The sequence below is a fragment of the Streptomyces sp. CB01881 genome (assembly GCF_002953255.1).
GTDB lineage: Bacteria > Actinomycetota > Actinomycetes > Streptomycetales > Streptomycetaceae > Kitasatospora.
On sequence record NZ_CP026498.1, the window covers coordinates 6,682,208 to 6,707,351 of the forward strand.

Below are 25,144 nucleotides of genomic sequence, written 5' to 3' on the forward strand. Positions count from 1 at the left end.
CTCGTGGTGCGGACCTGACCGGACCCGCACGGCCCGTGCTCTCGGCACCTGCCGGGGGACCCGGCCAGAGCGGCCCACCGACCGGCCACGACGGTCAGGTTCGAGCGCGTGTATTCGTACCGTTCAGGCAGAGAGCGATATTACGTACCGCAGCGGTGAGTTCCTCGATCACCCGGGCGGCCTGCTCCGCGTTGTGGAAAGCCGGACGGTCGGCCATGGCGAGGTCGAGGGCTCCCGTGAGCCGAAGTACCGCGTCAACGTCCTCAGGGGAAGCGGAGGGCTGCACGGGGCCGGCGGAAGGCTCCGGATGCGACATGTAGCCGGAGGGCGGCTGGTGGGCGGAAGGGGCCTGAAGCTCCGGCGGTGCGGGGGTGGCGGCAGGCAGGAGATTCACCTGGGGCGCCGAGAACATCGCATTCACCGTAGGGGCAAAACCGCTCACCACCGGAGCGTCCTCGGCCGACTTCGTGTAATCCGACGCGAGTCTCGTCCGTGGCAGCGTGAAGCTCTCTCCCTCCGGGAACAACAGGTCGGGAGCCGAGTGGGGTTTGCGCGCGGTGTACTCGGCCCTCCACCGCATGCGGTAGCAGTCGACCTGGTCGGCGCAGGCGGTGCGAGCGTGGAAGACCGCGCTGTCGTGGCCCAGTTCGGGGTACCAGAGGTTCGGGCCGGGAAAGCGCACCGTCCGCACCCGGGGCTTGATGAACTCCGCACAGCCCATGCAGCAGTCGGGCGGAACGATGAGAGCGACACCTCGGTTGTGCTCGGCCGGCCGGGGACCACCGTCCCAGCGGTACTCCCCGTTGTGGCAGGGCGGCAGTTCACCGCAGGTGCGGCAGACGGCGTAGTGCTCCGGGAGGACCTGCCAGTCATGGCTGGCCGGCGCGCACCAGTGTTTCGGAGTCGACCTGGGGAGGTTCTCGTTACGCAGGACCAGGATCACGGGGCGCTTGTAGAAGCTGGCCCGCTCGGGGGGCAGCGTGGTCGCCTCTCCGCTCGCACCGTGGAGGTTCTCGGCGTGCCTCCACAACTCAACGTGCTCACGCCAGGCTTTCCTGTAGGACTCGGGCCACTCGCGGTCGGGGTACTCGTGGATCTCCAGAAGGTGCCAGGGCTGCCGGTCCAGGACGACGGTCTGACCCACCCGCAGGCGAAGGTACGCTCCTTCGTCGCTGTGCTCGGGCCAGTCGGTACGGCCGATGCGGACAGGCTGATCGGGGAGCCATTCAGGAACACGCATGATCTACGCTCCTCGACATCGGGACAACCAGGCCATCACTTGGATAGTTCCTGACATTCTGAAGCATTTCGGACGGGTGACGACTCTGACACGCACGTGAACTGACCATGGACGCCATACAGCTCAACACCCACCGAAGTCCCCATCGCTGGTGGCTGCTCGTGTGGGACGCACTCGGGCAAACGAACCGGGCCACTCGTGGCTCCTCGGAACCCACAGACCGTGGGTGTGCCGGATTCCCGGACAAGAACCCGATCCGGCAGCCGGACATGACGAAGCGCCGTTCCAGGAAGCCGGAGCCGCCCGGAACGACGCTCGTCCCGCATCAGTCCGTCAGCGGGAGGTAGACCCGGTTGCCCTGGGCGGCGAACTCCTCCGACTTGGCCTGCATCCCGGCCAGCGCCTCGGCGGCGTAGCCGGCGGCGGCCGAGGTGACGGCGGTGGAGCCGTCGCCGTGCTCGTCGCGGATCTGCTGGGAGATCTTTATCGGGCAGAGATTCAGCACGAACCCAGCACGTTTCCCTGGTGCCCGACGTGCCAACGGCCAACGTCCGCCAGATTCCGATACCCACCAGCCCTCCGAGTGTCGCATCTTCCTCGGCGTCACCCTCTGCTCTCGCAGGACCCGCTGATGAAAGTCCATGAAAGAGGAACCCCAGCCGACGCACGGCTGGGGTTCCTCTATGCGGTAGTACCGGTCAACAGGTCGAGTCGGGCCCGTTCCCACGTGCCGGCAGGCCGCACCCGATCGTGATCACCGCGGATCGGACGGGTCAGCGCTGCAGGGTGAGGACGCCGGGCCGGTACGGCAGTTGGTCGTAGGGGCCGCCCGCGGTGGGGGACTTGCCCTGGTAGAGGAACTGCAGGTTGCACGGGTCGATGGTCATGGTCTGGTCGGGGTTGCTGCGGACCAGGTCGCCGTGGCTGATGTCGTTGGTCCAGGTGGCACCGCTGTTGGCCTTGCCCGCGAAGGGGTTGCTCTCGCTGGCGGCCTGCGGGGTCCAGGAACCGTTCAGGCTGGAGGCCGTGAACGAGCGGAAGTAGCGCCCGTTCGCACCCTGCGCCTCGACGATCATGAGGTACTGGTTCTGGTCCTTGACCTTGTAGACCTGCGGCGCCTCGAACAGGTTGTTCGTGGTGTCGCTCATGACCGTCGTGTACGACGAGCCGAAGCTGCCCGGGAAGTTCCCGATCGGCATGCTCGCCCGGTAGATGCTGCCATTGTCACCGGCGAAGAACAGGTACATGTTCTGGCCGTCGGCGATCAGGGTCTGGTCGATCGGGCCGGTGCTGGACTTGGGGATGCTGCCGGTGAACAGCGGCTGCGGCGCGGACCAGCCGTTGGGGTTCGTCGGGTCGCTGGAGGTGCGGTAGATGAACGGCCACTGACCCCACTGGTAGGCGAGCACCCAGATGTTCTTGGGCGCGAAGTAGAACAGTGTGGGCGCCACCGCGGCCTGGCCCATCCCGCTCTGTCCGGCCGACGCCATGTCCGACCAGTTGGTGAACGGGCTGAACATCATGGAGCCGTACGACGACCCCGACACGTTCGAGCCGTAGACCAGGTGCTTGCCGTTGTACACGACGTTCGTGAAGTCCTTCACCGAGGCCCACCCGTTCGCAGGCTGCGCCAACGCACCCGTGGAGGACCACCGGTAGCTCGACGGAAGGGCGCAGGTGCCGCCCGGCGCGGGCGTTGTCGGAGTCGGAGTCGGGGTGGGCGACCCGGACGACCTGAAGGTCCAGTGCTGGTTGGCGGCGCCCCAGGAGTCCCAGATCTGGACGGCGGTGCCGTTGGCGGTCTGGTTGCCGGGGGTCTCCAGGGCCCGGCCGCTGGCGACGTTGGTCAGGGTGTAGGAGCCGTCGCCGTTCTGGGCGGCCTTCCAGTGCTGGTTGGCGCCGCCGTTGTTGTCCCAGACCAGCAGCTTGGTCCCGTTGGCGGTCTGGCCGCCCGGCTCGTCCAGGACCCGGCCGCTGGCGACGTTGGTCAGGGTGTAGGAGCCGTCGCCGTTCTGGGCGGCCTTCCACTGCTGGTTGGTGGCGCCGCTGGCGTCCCACACCTGGAGCGGGGTGCCGTTGCCGTTCTGCCCTGCGGGCTGGTCGAGAACACGTCCGGCGGCGCCCACCGCGGAGAGCGTGTAGACGGTGCCGGAGTTGATGCCGCCGCCCGGCTTACCGCCGCCGGCGTTGCCCAGAGTGGTGAGTACGGTGTTGTAGGCCGGCTTCTTGTTGCCGTTGTTGTCGAACAGCAGCGGGTTCTCGCCGGTGCGCCAGGAGTCGCTGTCGCGGATGCCCCACACCGTGATGCCGGTGCAGCGCGCGACGGCGAGGCAGTCCTTGACGGTGTTGTCGTACGCCCCGGCGGACGCCTGGGCGATGTCGAGCTCGGTGATCTGGACGTCCACGCCGAGCGCGGCGAAGTTGGACAGCGTGGTCTGGAAGCTGGCCGGGGGGCCGCCGGCACCGAAGTGGCTCTGGAAGCCGACGCAGTCGATGGGCACGCCGCGGGACTTGAAGTCCTTGACCATGGTGTAGACGCCCTGGGTCTTGGCGTCGGTCCAGTTCTCAAGGTTGTAGTCGTTGTAGCAGAGCTTCGCCGAGGAGTCGACGTTCCGGGCGGTGCGGAAGGCCTCCTCGATGAAGCCGTTGCCCAGCACGTCCTGGAACACCGAGCTGCGGTGCTGGCCGCTGCCGCCGTCGGCGAACGCCTCGTTGACCACGTCCCAGGCGTAGATCTTGCCCTTGTAGTGGGTCATCTCCTGGGTGATGTGATTGTTCATCACGCTGCGGAGAGTGTTGGCGTCGTTGATGGAGCGGACCCAGTCGGGCAGCTGGGAGTGCCAGACCAGGGTGTGGCCGCGCGTCTTCTGGCCGCGCGCGGCGGCGTGGTTGACGATCGAGTCGGCGGGAGCGAAGTTGAACGACCCGCGGGAGGGTTCGGTGGCGTCCCACTTCATCTCGTTCTCCGGGGTGACCATCTTGAATTCCCGGTCGAGAATGGTGGAGTACGTCGAGTCGCCGAGCCTGCCCGTGGACACTGCGGCGCCGAAGTAGCGGCCGCTGACGGCCGCTGCGTCGGCGAGGGTGGTCGGCGTGCCGGCGTTCGACGTGAACGCGGCCTGGGCGACCAGCGGTACGGCTGCACCCACGGCGGCGAGCGCCACGGCGGCGGCGATCAGGCGGCGGGTCGGCGGCCGGCGGCGATGAGAGCGGTTCTGATCTGGCAACAACTTGTCCCTCTGGCGCAGTGGGCCTTGGTCTTGGCCACGGTTACCTGCCAGTTGCCGCCACGCACACAAAGGTTGCCGTGATCGGGAGAACTTTTTTGTCGAGCCGGAGATCGGCGCGCCGTCAGACGCAGTGGGGCCGCAGGCCGTTTGGCCTGCGGCCCCGCTCAGGGGGTCGGGATCAGGAGGGGTCGCCGTACTGGAGACCGCGACCGTTGGTGCCGATGTACACCCGGCCGTAGGTGTCGGGGTCGCCGGTGACGATGCCCTGGCCGGCGAAGTTGCCCCACTGGTGGGCGTCGTCGTTGATCCGGACCCAGCTGGCGCCCTGGTCGGTGGAGCGGAAGACGCCGGCGACGCCCTTGACGGTGCCGATCAGGTACAGCGCCTGGTACGAGGTGCCCGGTGCGGCCTTGCCGAAGCCGAGGGCGGAGGCGGACTGCACCGAGGAGAGCGTGGTGAAGCTGCGGCCGCCGTCGGTGGAGTGCAGCAGACCCCTGCCGCCGCCGGAGAGCCACAGGTCACCCGCGACACCGGGGACGGCGCTGAGCTTGCCGCTCGGCAGGTCGGAGGCGCGGGCACCGAAGGTCGCACCGCCGTCGGTGCTGGCGTAGAGCGTGCCGTTGCTCAGCGAGTAGAAGGTGTTGGCCGAGGACCGGTCGGCGACGACCACGGCCCCGTTGCCGAGACCGTTGACCTTCGACCAGCTCGCGCCCCGGTCGGTGGAGCGGTACGGGGCTTGGCCGACCTCGGTCCAGACGAAGCTGGAGCCGTCCGCCGCGATCGCGATGTGGCCGCTGTCCGCACTGGGCACCGGCTCGCCCTTGAAGCCGTTCCAGGTGTGGCCGCCGTCGGTGGAGAGGGCACCGTCCTGCTCGCCGCCCCTGCCGACCCGGACCACCAGCGAGGGGTTGGACTGGGCGAAGTCGACGGAAGTGCTGTTGTAGATAGTCGGGTTGACCAGCCGCCCAGTGGGCTCCTTCTTCAGGTCGTCGTACACGAAGCCGCCCTGGTCGCCCATCGAGGTGATGAGGGCGGCGGCGCCGGGCGGGGAGACCGCGTCGTACAGCGCCGTCTCCTCCAGCCCACGGGCTCCGATGGTCCAGTGACTGGTGCCGCCGTTGTCGGTCGCGTTGGCGTCCTTGCTGGCCCAGATGCCGTTGCCGGTGCCGTACATCACGTGCCCGGAGTCGAAGGGGTCGATGCTCAGGGCGGTCATCCAGTGCCCGATGCCGGTGCCGAGGTACGGGGCGAGGGAGGCGTCCCGCACGGACCTGTCGGACTGGGCCTTCCAGGACGCACCGCCGTCGGTGCTGCGGTAGACCTCGTCCTGCGGCCACCAGCGGTCCAGCGTGGTGACCATCACCGTGGACGGCTTCTGCGGGTCGACGGCCAGACCCGCGAACCCGTAGCCGCCCTGGGACGGCGAGATGTTCTTCCACGCCCCGCCGGAGGTGTTGTACTTCCACACCGAACCCGCCGTCACGTCGTTGGGCCCGGGGGCGTTGCTGTACGTCAGGTACAGCGAGCCGTCACCGGAGAGCACACCGTGCTGCGGCACCTGGCCGGTGGGCTGCCCGGAGACCGCGTGCCAGGAGTTGCCGCCGTCGGTGGACCGGTACAGGTTGGTGGACCTGTCGGCGACGCCGACGTAGATCGTGTTGCTGCCGGCCGGGCCGTACGTCACGAAGGAGATGCCGGTGCCGAAGCTCGCGCCGTCCTTGACCGGGAACGAGGGGACCTGGTTCCAGGTCTGGCCGTGGTCGGTACTGCGCCACAGGCCGTTCTTGCGGGTGCCCAGCAGCAGGTTGTCGTGGTTCGCGGGGTCGATCACCAGACGCTCGCCCGCCCCGCGGCCGTCCTCGTTGCCGCCCAGCTTGAACGGCAGATCGGTGCGCTGGAAGGTGCGGCCGCGGTCGGTGGAGCGCAGGATCGAACCGTTACCGGCCCAGTCGTTGGTGTAGGTGCCGGCCGCGAGGTAGAGCCGGTCCGGGTCGACCGGGTCGGTGGCCAGCGACTCGATGCCCAGCAGGTTCCAGTCCTTCTGGCCGACCCAGTCGGTGAGCGGTGTCCACTGCTCGGCGCCGGTGTCCCAGCGGTACGCGCCACCCATGTCGGTGCGCGCGTACAGCAGGCCCTTCTCCTTCTGGTTGAAGACCAGGCCGGTGACGTAACCGCCGCCCGCCACCGGGGCGTTCTGCCACACGTACGGCCCGGACCCGGTCTGCGCGCCCCCGCTCTCAGCCACCTTCACCAGCTTCCACTGCTGGTTGGCACCACCCCACCCGGGCCACTGGATGATCTGCGTGCCCCGGTCCGTGGAGTTGCCCGTGACGTCCAGGACCTGACCGCTCTTGCGGGAGGTGAAGGTGACGGCGTCGGAACCGCTCACATCGTCGATCCGCCACTGCTGGGACGCTGAGGACCTGTCCGTCTGCTGCTCGGCGGCAGCCGCCTGGCTGGTCGAGTCGCCCGCTATGCCCAGCACCTTGCCACTGTTGCGGTTCACCAGCTCGTAGTAGCCGTCCCCGGTGGACTTCACTTTCCACTGCTGGTTGGCGGTGGTCTGGTCGCTCCACTGCTGGATGCGGGTGCCGTCGGCGGTGGAGAAGGCGTTGACGTCCACCACCTGGCCGCTACGGACCGAGACCAGCTTGTAGTAGGCATCGCCGTCGACCGTCGCGGCCTGGGAGTCCTCGTGTACGAACACGAAGTACGACCCGACGGTGAGGGACACACCGAGCGCCAGAGCGGTGGCGCTCACACGACGGCGGTGGCGCCCGCGGCGACCGCCGTTCGAGGGGTTGCTCATGGGTAGACGTTCTCCTTGCGCACTGTGCACGAGAGTGAGGGCGGATCCGGACACCGGAACCGGCCGGATCTGTCTCCTTGTGGTCACAGGCTCCGCAGAGGGTTGCCGCGCACCGGAAACTTTTTCTGGTCACCTCGTGGTGAGGTGGACGTTGATCAGCGTCCAGGGTGACGTCGGCGCCCTCGGCGTCGACGTTCCACACCCGCGTACCCCAGAAGGGTCGGCGTCCTCACAAGCGGCTCAAGAACACGGCTGAGCAGTCATATCGGATGCGGTGGCGCTGAGGAGCACCGCCGCACACGTCGGCTGAACGGCTCCTGCCGACGCGCCACCGGCGCGGACCAGGCCGTCCAGCCATGCCCGGCGGCGGGTGAGCACGGACGGTTGGCGGTTCACTCGTCGTCCGCTTCTTTGCGCAGATACGCCTGATGTCACGCGCGACCGGCGCCGCCCCACCCGAGTGCAGCGCTCCCTTGCCCTGAGACCCGGGCGGAGCTCGAAGAGATTCGCCGGCTCTTCGACGGCCGGCTCGTCCACTGTGATGCCCTCGGCTGTGGCCTGCTCACGCAGACAGACCTCAACGTCGTCCGGCACCTGAATGGACATGCGGACACCGTACCGCGCGCCTGCGCAGGAGGGCCGGAGCTCGGCGGGGACAATCCGGCCGCCCGGTAGGCCTGTACAGCGAAGCGCCGTCCCGGAAAGCGAAAGCCTCTCGGGACGGCGCTCGTCTGTAGGTCAGTCGGCCAGCGGGAGGTACACCCGGTTGCCCTGGGCGGCGAACTCCTCCGACTTGGCCTGCATCCCGGCCAGCGCCTCGGCGTCGTAGCCGGCGGCGGCCGAGGTGACGGCGGTGGAGCCGTCGCCGTGCTCGTCGCGGATCTGCTGGGAGATCTTCATCGAGCAGAACTTCGGTCCGCACATGGAACAGAAGTGGGCGGTCTTGGCGGGTTCGGCGGGGAGGGTCTCGTCGTGGAAGGCGCGGGCCGTCTCCGGGTCGAGGGCCAGGTTGAACTGGTCCTCCCAGCGGAACTCGAAGCGGGCGTCGGAGAGGGCGTCGTCCCACTCGCTCGCGCCGGGGTGGCCCTTGGCGAGGTCGGCCGCGTGGGCGGCGATCTTGTAGGTGATGACGCCGGTCTTCACGTCGTCCCGGTTGGGCAGGCCCAGGTGCTCCTTGGGCGTGACGTAGCAGAGCATCGCGGTGCCCCACCAGGCGATCATCGCCGCGCCGATGCCGGAGGTGATGTGGTCGTAGCCGGGCGCGACGTCGGTGGTGAGCGGGCCCAGGGTGTAGAAGGGGGCCTCGTCGCAGATCTCCTTCTGGAGATCCATATTCTCCTTGATCTTGTTCATCGCGACGTGACCGGGGCCCTCGATCATCACCTGGACGTCGCGGTCGCGGGCGATCCGGCCGAGCTCGCCCAGCGTCTGGAGCTCGGCGAACTGCGCCTCGTCGTTGGCGTCGGCGGTGGAGCCGGGGCGCAGGCCGTCACCGAGCGAGAAGGTGACGTCGTAGCCCGCGAGGATGTCGCAGAGCTCCTCGAAGTTGGTGTAGAGGAAGTTCTCCCGGTGGTGCGCCAGGCACCAGGCGGCCATGATCGAGCCGCCGCGGGAGACGATGCCGGTCTTGCGGCGGGCGGTGAGCGGCACGTAGCGCAGCAGCACGCCGGCGTGGACGGTCATGTAGTCGACGCCCTGCTCGCACTGCTCGATGACGGTGTCGCGGTAGACGTCCCAGCTGAGTTCCTCGGCCTTGCCGTCGACCTTCTCCAGCGCCTGGTAGAGCGGCACGGTGCCGATCGGCACGGGGGAGTTGCGCAGGATCCACTCGCGGGTGGTGTGGATGTTGCGGCCGGTGGAGAGATCCATGACGGTGTCGGCGCCCCAGCGGGTGGCCCAGGTCATCTTCTCCACCTCCTCCTCGATCGAGGAGGTGACCGCGGAGTTGCCGATGTTGGCGTTGATCTTCACCAGGAAGTTGGTGCCGATGACGGCCGGCTCCACCTCGGGGTGGTTCACGTTGACCGGGATGACGGCGCGGCCGCGGGCCACCTCGGCGCGGACGAACTCCGGTGCGAGGCCCTCGCGCAGGGCCACGAACTCCATCTCCGGGGTCACGATGCCGCGCTTGGCGTACGCGAGCTGGGTGACGGCGGCGCCGCCGCGGCCGCGCAGCGGGCGGCGGGGGCGGCCGGGGAAGACGGCGTCGAGGTTGCGCAGGTTCCCGCCGCGCGGCGAGGTGTGCTTGATCCCGTCGTCCTCGGGGCGGGCCTCGCGGCCGTCGTACTCCTCGACATCGCCGCGCTGGCGGATCCAGGAGTCGCGCAGCGCGGGCAGCCCGCGCCGGACGTCGGGTTCGTACGACGGGTCGGTGTACGGGCCGGAGGTGTCGTACAGCGGGACGCTCTTGCCGTTGGTGAGCACGACCTCGCGGTACGGCACGCGCAGGTCGGGGCGGGACCCGTCGCGGTACGCCTTGCGCCAGGCCGGGGTCGGGTAGCCGGTGCCCGCGCTGCTGACGGCGGAGTTCTGGGCAGACTGCGGCTGTGCGTCGAACGTGGTCATCAGACCTCTACTCCCTACGCCGGCATTACCCGGTCAGGTTCCTGCGGTCGACGCAGCGGTCGGCACGTCCAGCGACGTACCGGTCAGCGTCCTCTCAGCCCGGTGCTCCGAGCTCCCGTGTCCGCAGGCGGTGTTGCCTGCGCATGACGTCCAACACCGTAGCGAGCGGATCGCCGCTGGTCCAGAGGGGGTCCACGGCCGGGCGATTCCGGCCGCGGGCCCACCGCGGGGCCCCGGCCGGGCAGACTGGCTGCACGCGGGGGGCGGGGCGACGAGGGAGGGCGTAGTGGTCGGGAGCACGGGCCGGGTGTCCGGGGCGGTCGGGGCGGGACTGGTCGGCGAGGTGATGGTGCACGTTCCGCAGCGCCAGGGGACGGAGGCGTTCCTCGCCTACCTGGCCGTGCCGGGTGACCGGCTGCCGGTCGGGACGCCGGTGGTGGTGATCGAGTACCAGCCGCCCAGGACGGTCTACGTGGCCCCGGTGCTGCCGTGACGAGCCCGTCACGGCCGTGACGAGCTTGTGACAGGCCGTCATGTCATCTCCCTTCTCTTCGGGTTGCGCCGAGCGGACAATCCGAACCGGTGCATCTCATGCGCCGGAAGGGGGAGTTGAACCATGTTGTTCGTCATCATCGGGGCGGCCGCCGCGGTGCTGCTGTTGGGCATCACACTCTTCAAGCTCATGTGGCGGGTGGCCGAGCCCAACGAGGCGCTGATCATCTCGGGCTCCCGGCACAAGACCGAGGGGGTCGGCGACGGGCTGGGCTTCCGGATCGTCACCGGCCGGGGAACCTTCGTGACACCGGGCCTGCAGGGCGTCCGCCGGCTGTCGCTGGACCTCAACGAGGCCGAGCTGGACGTCGAGTGCGTCACCACGCAGGGCATCCCGGTCCGGGTCAAGGGCGTGGTGATCTTCAAGATCGGCGACGACGACGTCTCCATCGCGAACGCCGCCCGGCGCTTCCTCGACCAGCAGAAGCTGATCAGCCAGCGCGTCCACAACGTCTTCGCCGGCCACCTGCGCTCGATCGTCGGCGGGCTCACCGTCGAGGACATGATCCGCGACCGCGAACGGCTCACCGGGGAGACCAGGGCCGCCTCGGGGCTGGAGATGGAGAAGCTCGGGCTGATCATCGACACCCTGCAGATCCAGGAGATCATCGACCCGACGGGCTACATCAAGAACCTCGCCATCCCGCACGCCGCCGCCGTCCAGCGGGACGCGCGGATCGCGCAGGCCGTGGCCGACCGGATGGCCACCGAGGCGGAGCAGGAGGCCGCCGCCCGCAAGGCCGAGGCGACGCGCGACAGCGCGATCCAGCAGTCCGCCTACCAGGCCGAGCGGGACACCGCCAACGCCAGTGCCCAGCAGGCCGGTCCGCTCGCCGAGGCGGCCTCACGGCAGGAGGTGGTGGTCCAGGAGACCAAGGTCGCCGAGCTGGAGGCGCGCCGCAAGGAGCAGCAGCTCCAGATCGACGTCCGCAAGCCGGCCGACGCCAAGGCCTACGAGACCCGGACCCGGGCCGAGGCCGACCGCGACGCCCGGATCTCCGCCGCGCAGGCGCAGGCCCGGGAGACCGAGCTGAAGGCGGCGGCCGAGGCCAGCCAGGTCCGGGTCGCGGCCGAGGCGGAGGCGGACGCCACCAAGCTGCGCGGGCTGGCGTCCGCCGAGGCGACCCTGGCCACCGGTCAGGCCGAGGCCGCGGCCGCCGAGGCCCGCGGTCTGGCCGACGCGACGGCGGCCAGGGCGATCGGGCTCGCCAAGGCCGAGGGGATCAAGGCCAGGGCGCAGGCCCTGACGGAGAACCCGGACTCGGTGGTGGCCCAGGAGCTGGCGGAGAAGTGGCCGGACATCGTGCTGGCCGCCTCGGAGTCGTTCGCCAACGTCGAGCACATGGTGCTGCTCAACGGTGCAGACGGCGTGGGGGAGTTGTTCACCAAGGCGCTCACGATGGGCGGGACCGGCCTCGGCCTGGCCCGGCAGATCATCGGCACCATGAGCGGGCAGGAGGAGCCGGCCCCGGCCGCCCCGGCGGCCGCCGCGGTGCCCGTCCAGCAGATCCCGGTGGAGGACTGAGCACGTCTCCCAGGTGCCCGCCCGCCGCGCCGGCGGGCGGGCACCCGCGCGTCACCGATCTTTATCAGCCAACCCAGTGACTGGAACGATCACCCCTGGCACCATAATGCTCACAACTGCTCCGCAGAGACTCCCCCGGCGCCTCACCGCTACGGGTGGCACTCGCGTCGAGCAGCAATGGACATTCACAAACCGGGGGGAAGCACAAAGTGCGCCTTCGTCATGCCGTCGGCCTCAGCGCCGCCGTGGTCTCAGCAGTGGTCGGACTGCCGCTCCCGGCGGTCGCGGCCGAACCCGCCGCCGTCATCTACGTCGACAACAGCCCGTCCGCCGGCTGCGACGACCACGGCACCGGTACCGCCGCCAAGCCCTACTGCACCGTCCAGGTGGCGGCCGACGCCGCCCTGCCCGGGCAGACCGTCCAGCTCGCGCCCAACAGCGAGCAGCTCGGGGACCTCGTCATCACGCGCTCGGGCGAGATCGGCAAGCCGATCACCTTCCGTGGCAGCCCGTTCACCGGCATCAACGACTACACCCAGCCGTCGATCAGCCCGAAGTCGCGCAACCCGGTCCGGCTCACCAACGTCCACGACGTCGTCGTCACCGGCCTCGGCCTGCCGACGGTGGAGCTCTCCGGCTCCTCCCGGGTGGAGCTGTCGCAGAACTGGTACGAGGAGGTGGGGGAGAGTCTGCGACCCGCTGTCGCCGTCAGCGGCCAGGTCGAGCAGATCACGATCGAGCGGTCGGTCTTCTACCACACCCGCGGCCTCGTCATCGGTGCCGGCGCCCAGCACACCACCATCGCCGCCAACCAGTTCAGCATGTCGGCCGGCGTCGCGATCGACATCACCGATGCCCCCGACACCGTCGTCAACAACAACACGCTCACCGGCGGCCTCACGCAGGGCCTCGCGCTGAAGGGCGCCTCGGCGGGCTCGGCGATCGTCAACAACATCGTGAACGGGTCGAGCGTGTCGGTCTCGGCGGCCGCCGCCACCGGCACCAGGCTCGACTACAACATCGTCCACCCGGTCCAGGGCCTGCCGGCCTACACCTGGGCCGACCGGGGCTACCAGTCACCCGCCGAGCTGAACGGCGCCACCGGCCAGGGCGCCCACGACATCGACCACGCGATCACCTTCGAGAACGCGTTCCTGCCGCTCGCCGTCCCGACGCTGGACAGCAACGCCGCGATCGACTCCGCCGACCCGCTGCCGGTCCGCGGCACCTTCACCGACCTGGTGGGCAACGGCCCCACCGACCACCCGCTGGTCGCCAACGGCGGCCCGAACAGCAGCTTCCGCGACCGCGGCTCCTACGAGGTGCAGGGCCTGCTGTCGGTCGAGCTCAAGGCCGCCGGCACCGTCCACCCGGCGCCCACCGGCCCGGGCCCGCTGACGGTCGACCTCACCGCCGAGGCCTTCAACCAGTGGGGCGGCGCGCTCACCTACACCTTCGACTTCGGGGACGGCAGCGCGCCGCTGACCACCGCGGAGAAGACCGTCCGGCACACGTACCTCAAGACCGGCGGCTTCGTCCCCAAGGTCACCGTCATCGACACCCGCGGCGGCCGCAAGAGCGACGCCGTCGACTTCCCGGTCAACGTCACCTCGGACAGCCAGCTGACCCTGTCGTTGACCGGCCACGCCATGAACCAGCGGGACCCGCTCGGCTTCCAGGTCGACGCCACCGGCACCACCTCGCCCTGGGCGATCACCAGCTACACGTTCGACTTCGGCGACGGCACCACGCCCGTCACCAACAACGTCGGCAGGGCCGAGCACGCCTTCGCCGAGCCCGGCACGCACACCGTCAAGGTGACGGTGACCGACGACTCGGGCCAGACCCGCAGCGGCGACCTCCCGGTCACCGTCAACTACGACGCGGCCGGTTTCAAGGCGCTCTCCCCGACCCGGGTGCTCGACACCCGCTGGCCGGGCGCCCAGAACCACAAGCTCGGCCCCGGCGAGACGTGGAACCTCAACGTCCGCTACCCCAGCGCCACCGGCGGCGCGACCGTGGTGCCGCCCGGCGCCACCGCGGTCGTCCTCAACCTGACGGCGACCGAGGGCACCCAGAACAGCTTCCTGAGCGCCTACCCGACCGGCGGGGCGCGGCCGATCACCTCGAACGTCAACTTCGGCCCCAACCAGGACGTCGCCAACCTGGTGACCGTCCCGGTCGGCCCCGACGGCCAGGTGACCATCCGCAACAACGCCGGCACGGTGCACGTCGTCGGGGACGTCCTCGGCTACTACTCCCCGTACACCGACCAGTGGTACCAGCCGGTCGCCCCGGCCCGGCTGCTGGACACCCGCACCACCGGCACGCCGCTCGGGCAGGACTCCTCCCGCCGGCTGAAGATCGCCGGCCAGGGCGGCGTCCCCGCCGACGCCACCTCGGTGGTCCTCAACATCACCTCCACCGAGTCCAGCGCCAACAGCTTCTTCACCGCCTACCCGGCCGGCAGCGCGCTGCCCGTCTACGGCTCCAACCTCAACACGGTGCCCGGCCGGGACATCCCCAACCAGGTGGTCGTCCCGCTGGGCGCCGACGGGTCCATCGACATCTACAACCACGTCGGCACCGCCCACGCCATCGTGGACGTCTTCGGCTACTACACGCCGAACGGCAAGGGCCGGTTCGTCCCCGTCGTCCCGACCCGGCTGCTGGACTCCCGTGACAACGGCGGCGCCAAGCTCGGCCCCGGCGGCACCCGCACCGTGACCGGCGTGCCGGCCGGCGCGATGGCCGCCGCGGTCAACCTGACGGCGACCGAGACCGAGCAGAAGACCCACCTCATCGCCTGGGCCACCGGCTCGGCCCGCCCCGACACCAGCAACCTGAACGCCAGCCCGAACCTGGACGTGCCCAACCACGCCACCGTCCCGGTGGACGCGCAGGGCCGGTTCGACCTCTTCAACAACGCCGGCAACACCCACGTGGTCGCCGACCTCTTCGGCTACTACCAGGCCTGGTGACACCCGGGCACCCTCCGGGGTGACCCGTCCGTCCGCGTAGTCCGCCCGCGCCCGCCCGAGCATCCGTGCTCGGGCGGGCGCGGTGCACCCGTACCCATCTGTCCGTGCCCACCCCTGGGGAAACACCAGTGCGCCTTCGTCATTCCGTGGTGCTCGGCACCGCCATAGCCTCCGCCGCCGTCGGCCTTCCGTTCTCCGCGGCGGCCGCCGAACCGCCGGCCGTCCTGTACGTCGACAACACACCGTCGAAGCCGTGCGACGACTTCGGCACCGGAAGCCAGGCGGTGCCGTTCTGCACCCCGCAGGCCGCCGTCGACGCCGCCCGGCCGGGTCAGACGGTCCAGTTGGCCGCCCGCACCTGGAAGGGCGAGCTCCGGATCACCCGCTCCGGCGAGCCCGGCCGGCCGATCGTGATCAACGGCTCCCCCCTCGCCCCCGACAGCGGGCCGCGCCAGCCGGTCCTGCGCAACACCGCCGGCCACGCGGTCCGGGTCTCCGGCGCCCACGACGTGGTCGTCCGCGGCCTCGCGGTCCTCGACACCCCCGAGCCGGTGCTGATCGAGAACTCCAGCCGGGTGGTCATGGACCAGCTCTACCTCTTCCAGCGGCCGACCGGCTTCCCGGAGCCCCCGGTCGAACCGGGCGCCGCCACGGTCAGGGTCACCGGCACCAGCGACTCCATCACGATCAGCCGCTCGGTGATCGGCTACGGGCGCGGGGTGGTCCTCGACGCCGGCACCCGGGGGACCACGGTCGTCGGCAACGACCTCAGCTCCAACACCGACGGTGCGATCAAGGCCACCGACGCCGTCGGCACCGTGGTCGTCAACAACACCGTCACCCTGCCGATCGGCCCGGGCGTGCGGCTGGCGGGTGCCTCCACCGGCGCGGTCGTCGAGAACAACGTGATCATCCCGAACGTCGAGAACCCCGGCAACGGCCACGGACTCATCGTCGTCGAGGCCGGCGCCGTCGCCGGGACGAAGGTGGACTACAACGTGGTCCACCCGACCGGCACCGACCCGGCCTACGTCTGGGCGGGTACGGCCCACCGCGGCCCCGCCGAGCTGACCGCCGCCACCGGACAGGGCGCGCACGACCTCGACTCCGACATCGGCTTCCGGGACGGCATGCTCGGGGGCTACCACCGGCCGACCGCCACGGCCGACGCGCTGATCGACTCCGCCGACCCGGACGCGCCCGGGGTGCTCGACACCGACATGTGGGGCCGGGCCGTCGTCGATGCGCCCCACATCGCCAACTCCGGCCCGCACGGAAGCGCCCGCGACCGCGGCGCGACCGAGATCCACGGCCTGACCGGCGTCAATCCCGTGATCACCGGTACCGAGACGCGGTCCCCGCAGGGACCGGTCCCGCTGACGGTCGAGGTATCCGCCCGGCCGTCCAACGGCTGGCCCACCGCGCTCACCTACACGTACGACTTCAAGGACGGCAGCGCCCCCCTGGTGACCGCCGAGGCCACCGTCCGGCACACCTACACCGCGCCCGGCACCTTCAAGCCGACCGTGACGGCCGCCGACGGGACCGGCGACGTGGTCAGCGGGGAGTCGTTCGGATCCGTCGTCATCGCCGCCGCCCCCGGCCCGCTGAGTGCCCGGCTCGCCGTGGCCCCGTCCGCCACGGAGCCGCTCGGCTTCTCCTTCACCGCGAGCGCCACCGGCCCGTACCGGGTCACCGAGTACGGCATCCTGAGCTTCGGCGACGGCGGAGGCGCACAGTGGGGCCCCGGCAACACCTTCTCCCACACCTACTCCCGGCCCGGCGACTACGACGTGACGCTGGTGGCGCGGGACGAGAAGGGCAACTCCACGTCCTGGGTCGAGAGGGTCACCGCCGCGTACGCCCCGTCCGGCTTCACGGCCCTGTCGCCCGTCCGCGTCATGGACACCCGGATCCCCAGCACCCGCTACCAGCATCTGCAGGCGGACAACGCACTCAGCCTCAAGGTCCGCGAGACTCAGGACGGCACCTCCAGCGGCGTTCCGGCCGGGGCCACCGCCGTCGTGCTCAACCTGACGGCGACCGGCGCCTCCGGGCGCGGGTTCCTCAGCACCGCTCCCGGCCAGAGCGGCACCTCCACCACCTCGAACGTCAACTTCGCGCCCGGCCAGGACGTCTCGAACCTGGTGACCGTCCCCGTCGGCCTGGACGGCGAGGTGTCCATCGGCGCACACGGCGCCTCCCTGGACGTCGTCGCCGACGTCCTCGGCTACTACCGGCCCTCCGCCGCCGACAAGTTCACCGCCCTGGCCCCGGCCCGGCTGCTCGACACCCGCGAGACCGGCGGGCCGATCGGCCAGGACGGCACCCGCCGCCTGAAGGTGGCCGGCAACGGCGGCGTGCCCGCCACGGCCCGCTCGGTGATCCTCAACGTGACGGCCACCGAGTCCACCGCCAACAGCTACGTCACCGTCCACCCGGCCGGCACCCCGCGCCCCGCCGCCGGCTCCAACCTCAACACCGTCCCCGGCCGGAACATCACCAACCAGGTGGTCGTCCCCCTCGGCACGGACGGCTCGATCGACATCTACAACCACAGCGGCAGCTCGCACGCGGTCGTGGACGTCGTCGGCTACTTCAGCCCCGAGGGCAGGGGACTGTTCACGCCCGTCCTGCCGAGCCGGTTGCTGGACTCCCGCAGCGGGGCCCCGCTCGGCGCCGGCTCGGTGCGCACCGTCACCGGCGTCCCCGCCGGTGCCACCGCCGCCGCCGTCAACCTGACCGCCACCGAGACCACCGAGGCCACCCACCTCACCGCCTGGGCCACCGGCACCGCCAAGCCCGGCACCAGCAACCTCAACGCCACCCCGGGCCTGGACGTGCCCAGCCACGGCACCATCCCCGTGGACGCCCAGGGCCGCTTCGACATCGCCAACAACGCCGGTTCCACCCACGTGGTCGCCGACCTCTTCGGCTACTACCGCAACCAGTAACCCGGACCCCCCACCGATCGAGTAGCCCGCCCGCGCCCACCTGAGTACCCGTACTCAGGTGGGCGCGGCGCCGTCCGCCGGAGCATGGGGGCATGCACCCAGCAGCCACCGCACGGATCGGCATCACCGCCGTCGGATCCCACCTGCCCGCCCGCCGCCTGACCTCCCAGCAGCTCCAGGACGAGGTCACCGCGGGCGGCCGGCTCCGCCTTCCGGAGCGGATGTTCGAGAAGGCGACCGGCATCGTCACCCGGCACTTCGCCGCCGACGGCGAGTACGCCTCCACCCTGGCGGTCGGCGCCGCCCGGCGCGCCCTCGACGCCCGCGGCCTGGACCCGTCCGACATCGACCTGCTGCTGTACGCCTCCGCCACCCGGGACATCTGCGAGCCGGCCACCGCGCACCTCGTCCAGGCCGAACTCGGCTCGCGGGCCCACGCGTTGGACGTCAGCAACGCCTGCAACAGCTTCCTCAACGGGATCGACCTGGCCCGCGCGATGATCCTGGCCGGCCGGGCCCGGCGCGCCCTGGTGGTCACCGGCGAGACTCCCAGCCGGGCGATGCGCCGCGACCCGGGCGGCCTGGCCGACTTCCGGGACGGCTTCGCCGGCTACACCTTCGGGGACGCCGGCGCGGCCGTGGTCGTCGAGGCCGTCGAGCGCGGCGGCATCCTCGACATCGAGACCGAGACGGCCTCCGAGCACTGGGAGGCCGGCGGCATCCCCGGCGGCGGCTCGCGCCACCCGCGCGGCGACGAGTACAGCTACTTCCGGGGCGGCGGCAAGGAGTTGCGCGGCGTCTTCGAGAAGATCGGCGGCGCCATCCTGACCAGGGTGGCGGCCCGCACCGGCCTCGGCTGGGACGACTACGCCCGGGTGCTGGTGCACCAGGTCACCGTCCCCTACCTGGACCGCTTCGTGGAGCTGACCGGCGTGCCCGCGGAGAAGCTGGTGCTCACCGTACCGGAGCTGGGCAACATCGCCAGCGCCACTATCGGTGTTCAACTCGACCGAATACGGCCCGAGTTGAACCCGGGTGACAAGGTGCTGCTGATCGGCCTCGGCGGCGGGGTCAGCCTGATGACGATGGTCTGGGAGGCGTCGTGAACGCCCCGACGGAGCTCTGGGTGGTCGTCCCCGCCTACCAGGAGGAGGCCCGGATCGAGGGCACGCTGAACGCCCTCGCCGCCCAGCGGGACCGGGAGTTCACCCTGCTGGTGGCCGACAACGGCTCCACCGACAGCACCGTGGCGAAGGTCCGGGCCTTCGCCGAACGGGCGCCGTTCCCGGTCGAGGTCCTGGTCGAGCCGGAGAAGGGGGTCGGCTCGGCGATCGACACCGGGTTCCGGCACGCCATCGCGCACGGCGCCACCCTGCTCGCCCGCACCGACGCCGACTGCCTGCCGGAACCCGGCTGGACGGCCGCCGCCCGGGCCGGGATGACCGAGTCCCGCGGCCTGGTCTGCGGCCGGGTCACCGCCCGCCGGGACGAGCACGGGCCGGCCGGCCGCGCGGTGTTCCTGGTCCTGGTGGCGCTCGGCGCGTTCTTCGGCCGGATCCGGCCCGCCCACCGCCGCCGGCACGGCTACCTCACCCCGTACCGGATGCACGCGGGCAACAACATGGCGATCACCGCCGAGCTGTACGAGGCGGTCGGCGGGATGCCGCGACGCCCCTCGCCCACCGACCGGACGTTCATCAACCGGGTGCGCCGGCACACCACCGCCATCGTCCACCGCCGCGACATGGTGGTGCAGAACTCCACCCGCCGGATCCGCGCGTACGGCGTGGCCGGCACCGCCCGCTGGTACCTGGAGCGGGGCCCCGGCGGCCGCTCCGCCGACGTCCGCTGAGCCTGCCCGCCGACCCACCGACCGCCAACCGCCGACCGACCTCCCGCCGACCGACCTCCCGCCGACCCGCCCGCCGACCCCGCTCCGCTGAGGACACACCGTGCTCGACCGGCTCGCCCACGCCCTGCGCACCGTCCACCCCGACCGGCCCGCCGTGCTGCACCACACCCGCACCGGCGCCACCAGGGTCCGGATCCGCCGCGGCGACCTCGCCGACCTCGCCGACGTCTACGCCGCCGCCCTGCACGCCCGCGGCCTCACCGACGGCGCCACCCTCGGCGTCGCCGTCCGCCCCGGCCCCCGGGCGCTCGCCGTGATGCTCGCCGCGCACCGGCTCGGCCTGCGGACCGCCGTCCTCGACCCGACCGCCGGACCGGACGTGCTCGCCGCCCGCCTCGCCCTGGCCCGGCCCGACCTGGTGCTCGCCGACGCCGCCGCCCAGGCGGTGGCCGGCTGGGCCGGCCCGCTCGCCCGCCGCGCCGACCTCGCACTGCCCCGGCTGGCCGCGCTCGGCCCGGTCGCCACCCTCGGCCGCCGGCTGCCCGGCTGCGCGCCCCGGCTGCGCACCGACGCCACCGCCGCCCCCGCGCCCCGCACCGGCGGCCGCGACACCGACGCCGTGATCGTTTTCACCTCCGGCACTACCGCCCGCCCGCGCGCCGTCGTGCACACCCGGGACGGGCTGGCGGCCGGCCTGCGGACCGTCACCGATCTCGTCGGGCCCCGCCCCGGCACCACCGTGCTCGGCGGCACCTTCTTCGTCCTCGTCCCGGCCCTGGCCGCCGGCGCCACCGTCGCCCTCCCGGCCCGGACGCCCGCCGCACTGGCCCGCCAACTCGCCCGGCTGGCACCGGCCCAGACCTACCTCACCCCGCCCCAGCTGCGCGCCGCCCTGCGCTCCGGGGCCCGCTTCTCCGGCCGGGTCTGGACCGGCTCCGCGCCCGCCGACGCCGCCCTGCTGCGCCGGGTCAAGGAGGCCGGCGCCGAACAGGCCTGGGGCGTGTACGCGCTCACCGAACTGTTCCCGGCCGCCGCCGTCGAGGAGGCCGCGAAGAGCGCCTTCACCGGCCCCGGCGACCTGGTCGGCGCGCCCCTTCCGGGCGTCCGTACCGACCTCGCCCCGGGCGGCGAGCTGCTGCTCACCGGCCCCGGCGCCCGCCACCGCTACCTCGGCGAGGACCCCGACCCGTGGGTCCGCACCGGCGACCGCGCCACCCTCACCCCGGACGGCCGGATCGTGCTCGCCGGACGGCTCAAGGACATGGTGCTGCGCGGCGCCGAGAACATCTACCCCGGCCTGTACGAGCCGTCGCTGCACCTGCCCGGCGTCGAACTCGCCGTCCTGGTCGGTGTCCCGCGTACCGACGCGCCGGGCGACGAACGGCTGGTCGCCCTCGTCCAGCCGCGCCCCGGCACCGACCCGCACCGGCTGCGCACCGCCCTGCAGGACCCCCTCGACCGGATGGGTGCCGCCCGGCCGGACGCGCTGCTGTTCGGCGCCGTCCCGCTGACCGGCCGGTCCCGCAAGCCCGACCGGGCCGCCGCCTCCGCCTACTGCGCACGGGAGTTGACCACGTGACCAGCCCGCCGACCCGAGCCGTCCCCGCCCCGGCCGCCGCCTCCCGGGCCGCCCGCCGCCGCGACCGCCGGGTCTACCTGCGCAGCCACCCCGTCCTGTTCGCGCTGCTCTGCGCCACCCGCCGCCGCCCGGTCGTCCGGCTCGGCCGCACCGTCCTGGTGCACGACACCGACGCCTACCGGGAGGTGCTCACCCGTGTCCCGCTCGACCGCACCGCGCCCGGCACCACCGGCGGGGCCGCCGCCGAACTCACCGACGGCGGGCTGCTGTTCGACCAGGAGGGCAGCGAACACCGGGCCGCCCGCCGCGAGCTGGCCGGCGACCTCGGCGCCGGCGCGCTCGACCGGATCCGGCCGCACTGGCAGGCCGTGCTCGCCGACCGGGTCCCGGCCCTCGCCACCGGGCAGCTCGAACTCGTCGACCTCGCCCTGGAACTGGCCGGAGTGACGACCGCCGCACTGACCGGCTCCGACGCCTGCCCGCGCGCCCTCGCCCGGGCCGCCGCCGAGGCCGCCGCGGCGGCCGCCGCCGACCACCTGCCCGGCCCGCGCCGCCCCGGCCGCCGGGCCGACGCCACCACGGCCGCGGCCGGGCTGACCGCCCTGCTCCCCGACCCGCTCGACGCCATGCTCGCCGTCGCCGCCGTCAACACCACGGTGGCCGCCCTCCCCCGGGCCGCCGCCTGGTGCGCCGACGCCGCCCTCTGGCCGACGGTGGACGCCTCGACCGCGCCCCGGCTCGCCGCCGAACTGCTCCGGCTGACCGCCCCCTCGCCGCTGCTCCCCCGGGTGGCCGCAGCCGACGCCACCGTGGCCGGCCGCCCGGTCCGGGCCGGCGACCGGCTGGTCCTGATCGCCCGGCACGCCGCCCAGGCCCACCGGACCGCCCCCGCCCCCGGCCCGGCCGCCGCCCAGGCCGTCTTCGGCGCGGGCCCGCACGCCTGTCCCGGTGCCGGCCTGGCCCGCGCCCAGCTCGCCGACATCCTGCTCGCCCTGGCCCCGTACCGGCCGGTGGTCACCCGTGCCCGCGTCGACCGCCGCGCCGCCCTGCCCGGCTACGCGGAACTCACCGTCCGGGCGGGAGCCCGCCGATGCGGATAGCCGTCACCGGCGCCGGCGGCTTCTGCGGCTCGCACGTCGCCCTCGCCGCCGACGCACTCGGCCTCGACGTGCACTGCTACGGCCGCTCCCCCGGCCCGGTCGGCCGGCACGTCCGCTGGGACGCCACCGAGGGGGCGCCGGACCTCACCGGCACCGACCTGGTGGTGCACTGCGCGGCGGCCGTCGCCGACCTGCCCCCGGGCTCCCCCGGCGAGGCCGGCCAGTACGCCGTCAACGTCACCGGCACCGAACGCCTGATGCGCGCCGCGGCCGGCCGCCCGGTCGTCTGGGTGAGCAGCGCCAGCGTCTACGACCCCCGGACCGGCCGCGCGTGCGTCACCGAGCGCCACCCCACCGAGGGCGGCCACCTCAACGCGTACGGGCGGACCAAGGCCGCCGGCGAACGGATCGCGCTGGCGGCGGGCGCCGTAGTGCTGCGCCCGCGCGCCGTCTACGGTCCGGGCGACCCGCACCTCGCCCCGCAGCTGCTGGCCCGCGCCCGGCGCGGCCTGCTGCTGCTCCCCGGCGGCGACGTCCGGATCAGCCTCACCGCCGTGCAGAACCTCGCCGACGCGTGCCTGGCCGCGCTGGGCCTGACCGGCCGGGCCGCCTGGGCCCCGGGCGCGTACAACATCGCCGACGGCCGGCCCTACCGGCGGGACGACGCCGTCCGCAGGGTGCTGGCCGCCCACGGCGTCCGGGCGCGGATCGGCCACGTGCCCGTGCCGCTCGCCCGGCTGGCCGCCCGCACCGGGCGGTTCCCCGGCCTGACGCCGTACGCGGTCGACCAGCTCGCCAACAGCGTCACCCTCGACCTCACCCGGGCCCGCGCCCAGCACTGGCAGCCGCGCTGGGACCTCGACACGGTGCCGCTCCACCCGGCGGCCCGGGCCGGCTCCCCGGCGGACGACTGACGCCCGCACCCCCGGCGAGGGGGTACGGGCGTCCGTGGGGCCGGTGGGTCAGCTCTTGGCGGCCTTCTTCACCAGGATCACCACCGCGGCGGCGATGCCGACCACCACCAGCAGCTTGAAGGCCAGGCTCAGCAGCGCGCCCACCACGCCGAAGACGAACCCGACGATGTTCCAGGCCACGATCAGCACCAGCACCGGGACGACGATGTTGCGCACCCACGAGGGCAGCGACTTCCAGAGCTCAGCCATGTCCGTTCCTTCTCTCCCCTCGGGCCGGCTGCCGTCCGGTGCCGCATCCCGCTTGCTTTCGATACTTCGATCGTACGGGGGCGCACGTGCCGGAACGAGAGCCAACGGCCCGGAGAGAACCCGGAGATCGCCCTGACCCGGCCCCCCGGGAAAACCCCCGGGAATTCCTTCGTACCGCCTGCAACCCCGGCCGGGTCCAGACGTCCTGGAGATACCGGAGCATCCGGAACTGCCGGTGCACCAGCATCACTTGGGGGGAACCAAGCATGCGTGTCCGTACTGCCGCCGCCGTCGCCGCCGTCACGGCCCTGACCCTGACCGCACCGCTCCTGGCCATGTCACCGGCCGTCGCCGCACCGGCCGCCGCACCGGCCCTCGCACCGGCGATGATCCCGACCGACACCACCCCGGCCGCCTTCGTGCCCACCGGGCTCAAGCGCGTCCTGGACACCCGCGACGCCCAGCGGACGCCGGACCTCCAGCGGCGTCCGCTCGGCCCCGGCGAGAACTACTCGGTGCCGCTCTCCGCCTGGGCGGACGAGGCCCCGCGCGAGCGCCCGGTCGTCCCCACCGACGCGACCGCCGTGATCGTCAACGTGACCGCCACCAACCCCGGCGCCGACGGCCACCTCACCGTCCGCCGGGACGCCGCCCAGCCGGGCGCGCCGCTGACCTCGACCCTCAACTTCAAGGCCGGCGAGACGGTCTCCAACATGATCAGCGTGGCGGTCGACGAGCGTGCGGTCGGCGCCTCCCCGCAGATCAGCGTGTACAACAGCGCCGGCACCACCGATGTCGTGGTCGACGTGGTGGGCTACTACCGGCAGGGCGCCGCGGACAAGTACGAGCCGGTCAGGCCGACCCGGCTGGCCGACACCCGCACCGCCGGCGGGAAGGTCGGGCAGGGCGGCGTCCTCACGGTCGACGCCGCACGGAAGGACCGCGGCGCCGGGGACGCCAAAGCGGTGCTGCTGAACGTCACCGCCGTCACGCCCGGCACCGACGGCCACATCACCGCGTACCCGTCCGGCTCGGCCCGCCCGGCCGAGGGCTCCAACCTCAACTACACGGCGGGTCGGACGGTCGCCAACCAGGTCGTCGTCCCGGTCGGCCGCGACGGCAAGGTCGACCTCGCCAACATCGGCGGCCCCACCGACGTGGTGGTCGACCTGATCGGCTTCTACAGCCCCTCGGGCCACGGCCTGTACAGCGCGCTCCGCGAGCAGGGCCGGCTGTACGACACCCGGGGCCGCGGGGTCGGCCTGCTGCCGTACTCCGCCACGGCGGTGCCGGTGTCCGGCATCGGCTTCATGCCGCCGACCCCGTGGGTGGTCACCCTCAACGTGACCGCGACCGAGCCGACCGCCGCCGGCCACCTGGAGGCGAACGGGGTCGACTCCACCTCGACCGGCACGTCGAACCTCAACTGGACGCCGGGCCGGACGGTCGCCAACGGCGTCACCACCGGGACCGCCGCGGTCCCGGGTTCCATCGGCGCCGTGTGGTTCCGCAACAACGCGGGCTTCACCCACCTGCTCGTCGACGCCACCGGCTACTTCACCACCGGCTGACCGGTCGCGGCACCGGCCCGGCG

Annotated in this window: 16 protein-coding genes and 1 riboswitch; of the genes, 10 read left to right on the forward strand and 6 right to left on the reverse strand. The window is 72.2% G+C overall.

The features are described from left to right. Positions 1 to 94: 94 nt before the first annotated feature. From C2142_RS19010 to thiC, 5 genes are all read right to left on the reverse strand, one after another. Positions 95 to 1,240: a hypothetical protein gene (locus C2142_RS19010; RefSeq protein WP_148643768.1), complete on the reverse strand. Its 1,146-nt coding sequence runs from the start codon at positions 1,238 to 1,240 to the stop codon at positions 95 to 97. Between the two features lie 325 nt (positions 1,241 to 1,565). After that, on the reverse strand, positions 1,566 to 1,745 hold the full coding sequence (locus C2142_RS19015) for a thiamine biosynthesis protein ThiC (protein WP_194235791.1): 180 nt from the start codon (positions 1,743 to 1,745) through the stop codon (positions 1,566 to 1,568). Positions 1,746 to 2,013: 268 nt separating this feature from the next. Next, the gene (locus C2142_RS19020; protein ID WP_148644875.1) at positions 2,014 to 4,419 is read right to left on the reverse strand and encodes a non-reducing end alpha-L-arabinofuranosidase family hydrolase; all 2,406 of its coding nucleotides are present in this window, start codon (positions 4,417 to 4,419) and stop codon (positions 2,014 to 2,016) included. Between the two features lie 229 nt (positions 4,420 to 4,648). Next, the gene (locus C2142_RS19025; protein ID WP_148643769.1) at positions 4,649 to 7,279 is read right to left on the reverse strand and encodes an RICIN domain-containing protein; all 2,631 of its coding nucleotides are present in this window, start codon (positions 7,277 to 7,279) and stop codon (positions 4,649 to 4,651) included. Between the two features lie 738 nt (positions 7,280 to 8,017). After that, positions 8,018 to 9,844 carry a phosphomethylpyrimidine synthase ThiC gene (gene thiC / locus C2142_RS19030; protein ID WP_148643770.1) on the reverse strand — a complete coding sequence of 609 codons (1,827 nt, stop codon included), beginning with the start codon at positions 9,842 to 9,844 and terminating at the stop codon, positions 8,018 to 8,020. Beyond that, positions 9,839 to 9,973, reverse strand: a riboswitch (TPP riboswitch). (Overlaps the previous gene by 6 nt.) 157 nt (positions 9,974 to 10,130) lie before the next feature. Here thiC and C2142_RS19035 point away from each other — a divergent pair. From C2142_RS19035 to C2142_RS19075, 9 genes are all read left to right on the forward strand, one after another. Next, entirely contained in the window at positions 10,131 to 10,337 is a 207-nt protein-coding gene (locus C2142_RS19035; RefSeq protein ID WP_174315662.1) for a hypothetical protein, read from the forward strand. 123 nt (positions 10,338 to 10,460) lie between these two features. Continuing rightward, positions 10,461 to 11,921 (forward strand): flotillin family protein, encoded by a 1,461-nt coding sequence (locus C2142_RS19040; RefSeq protein WP_148643771.1) that lies wholly within the window; start codon positions 10,461 to 10,463, stop codon positions 11,919 to 11,921. Between the two features lie 209 nt (positions 11,922 to 12,130). Next, entirely contained in the window at positions 12,131 to 14,902 is a 2,772-nt protein-coding gene (locus C2142_RS19045; RefSeq protein ID WP_148643772.1) for a PKD domain-containing protein, read from the forward strand. A gap of 128 nt (positions 14,903 to 15,030) precedes the next feature. Then, positions 15,031 to 17,856: a PKD domain-containing protein gene (locus C2142_RS41615; RefSeq protein WP_162002505.1), complete on the forward strand. Its 2,826-nt coding sequence runs from the start codon at positions 15,031 to 15,033 to the stop codon at positions 17,854 to 17,856. Between the two features lie 92 nt (positions 17,857 to 17,948). Continuing rightward, positions 17,949 to 18,962, forward strand: coding sequence for a ketoacyl-ACP synthase III (locus C2142_RS19055; RefSeq protein ID WP_148643774.1), 1,014 nt, complete (start codon positions 17,949 to 17,951; stop codon positions 18,960 to 18,962). Next, positions 18,959 to 19,708, forward strand: coding sequence for a glycosyltransferase family 2 protein (locus C2142_RS19060; protein ID WP_241002659.1), 750 nt, complete (start codon positions 18,959 to 18,961; stop codon positions 19,706 to 19,708). Before C2142_RS19055 ends, C2142_RS19060 begins: the two co-directional genes overlap by 4 nt. Positions 19,709 to 19,808: 100 nt before the next feature. Beyond that, a complete protein-coding gene (locus tag C2142_RS19065) occupies positions 19,809 to 21,287 on the forward strand; it encodes a class I adenylate-forming enzyme family protein (protein WP_148643776.1) in 1,479 nt (492 codons plus the stop codon). Further along, positions 21,284 to 22,387: a cytochrome P450 gene (locus C2142_RS41620; protein WP_148643777.1), complete on the forward strand. Its 1,104-nt coding sequence runs from the start codon at positions 21,284 to 21,286 to the stop codon at positions 22,385 to 22,387. Before C2142_RS19065 ends, C2142_RS41620 begins: the two co-directional genes overlap by 4 nt. Continuing rightward, positions 22,378 to 23,301 carry an NAD(P)-dependent oxidoreductase gene (locus C2142_RS19075; RefSeq protein WP_148643778.1) on the forward strand — a complete coding sequence of 308 codons (924 nt, stop codon included), beginning with the start codon at positions 22,378 to 22,380 and terminating at the stop codon, positions 23,299 to 23,301. The genes C2142_RS41620 and C2142_RS19075 overlap by 10 nt, the downstream gene beginning before the upstream one ends. A 48-nt stretch (positions 23,302 to 23,349) precedes the next feature. Here C2142_RS19075 and C2142_RS19080 read toward each other — a convergent pair whose 3' ends face one another. Continuing rightward, positions 23,350 to 23,550, reverse strand: coding sequence for a DUF5326 family protein (locus tag C2142_RS19080; RefSeq protein WP_148643779.1), 201 nt, complete (start codon positions 23,548 to 23,550; stop codon positions 23,350 to 23,352). 266 nt (positions 23,551 to 23,816) lie between these two features. Between C2142_RS19080 and C2142_RS19085 the strand changes: the two genes are divergently transcribed. Further along, positions 23,817 to 25,121, forward strand: a complete 1,305-nt coding sequence (locus C2142_RS19085) for a hypothetical protein (protein ID WP_148643780.1) — start codon at positions 23,817 to 23,819, stop codon at positions 25,119 to 25,121. Positions 25,122 to 25,144: the final 23 nt, after the last annotated feature.

Bases quoted from the DNA above. Each gene is read 5' to 3' on its own strand.
- C2142_RS19010 (WP_148643768.1), bottom strand. From the start codon at position 1,240: ATGCGTGTTCCTGAATGGCTCCCCGATCAGCCTGTCCGCATCGGCCGT.
- C2142_RS19025 (WP_148643769.1), bottom strand. From the start codon at position 7,279: ATGAGCAACCCCTCGAACGGCGGTCGCCGCGGGCGCCACCGCCGTCGT.
- thiC (WP_148643770.1), bottom strand. From the start codon at position 9,844: ATGACCACGTTCGACGCACAGCCGCAGTCTGCCCAGAACTCCGCCGTC.
- C2142_RS19040 (WP_148643771.1), top strand. From the start codon at position 10,461: ATGTTGTTCGTCATCATCGGGGCGGCCGCCGCGGTGCTGCTGTTGGGC.
- C2142_RS19055 (WP_148643774.1), top strand. From the start codon at position 17,949: ATGCACCCAGCAGCCACCGCACGGATCGGCATCACCGCCGTCGGATCC.
- C2142_RS19075 (WP_148643778.1), top strand. From the start codon at position 22,378: ATGCGGATAGCCGTCACCGGCGCCGGCGGCTTCTGCGGCTCGCACGTC.
- C2142_RS19080 (WP_148643779.1), bottom strand. From the start codon at position 23,550: ATGGCTGAGCTCTGGAAGTCGCTGCCCTCGTGGGTGCGCAACATCGTC.
- C2142_RS19085 (WP_148643780.1), top strand. From the start codon at position 23,817: ATGCGTGTCCGTACTGCCGCCGCCGTCGCCGCCGTCACGGCCCTGACC.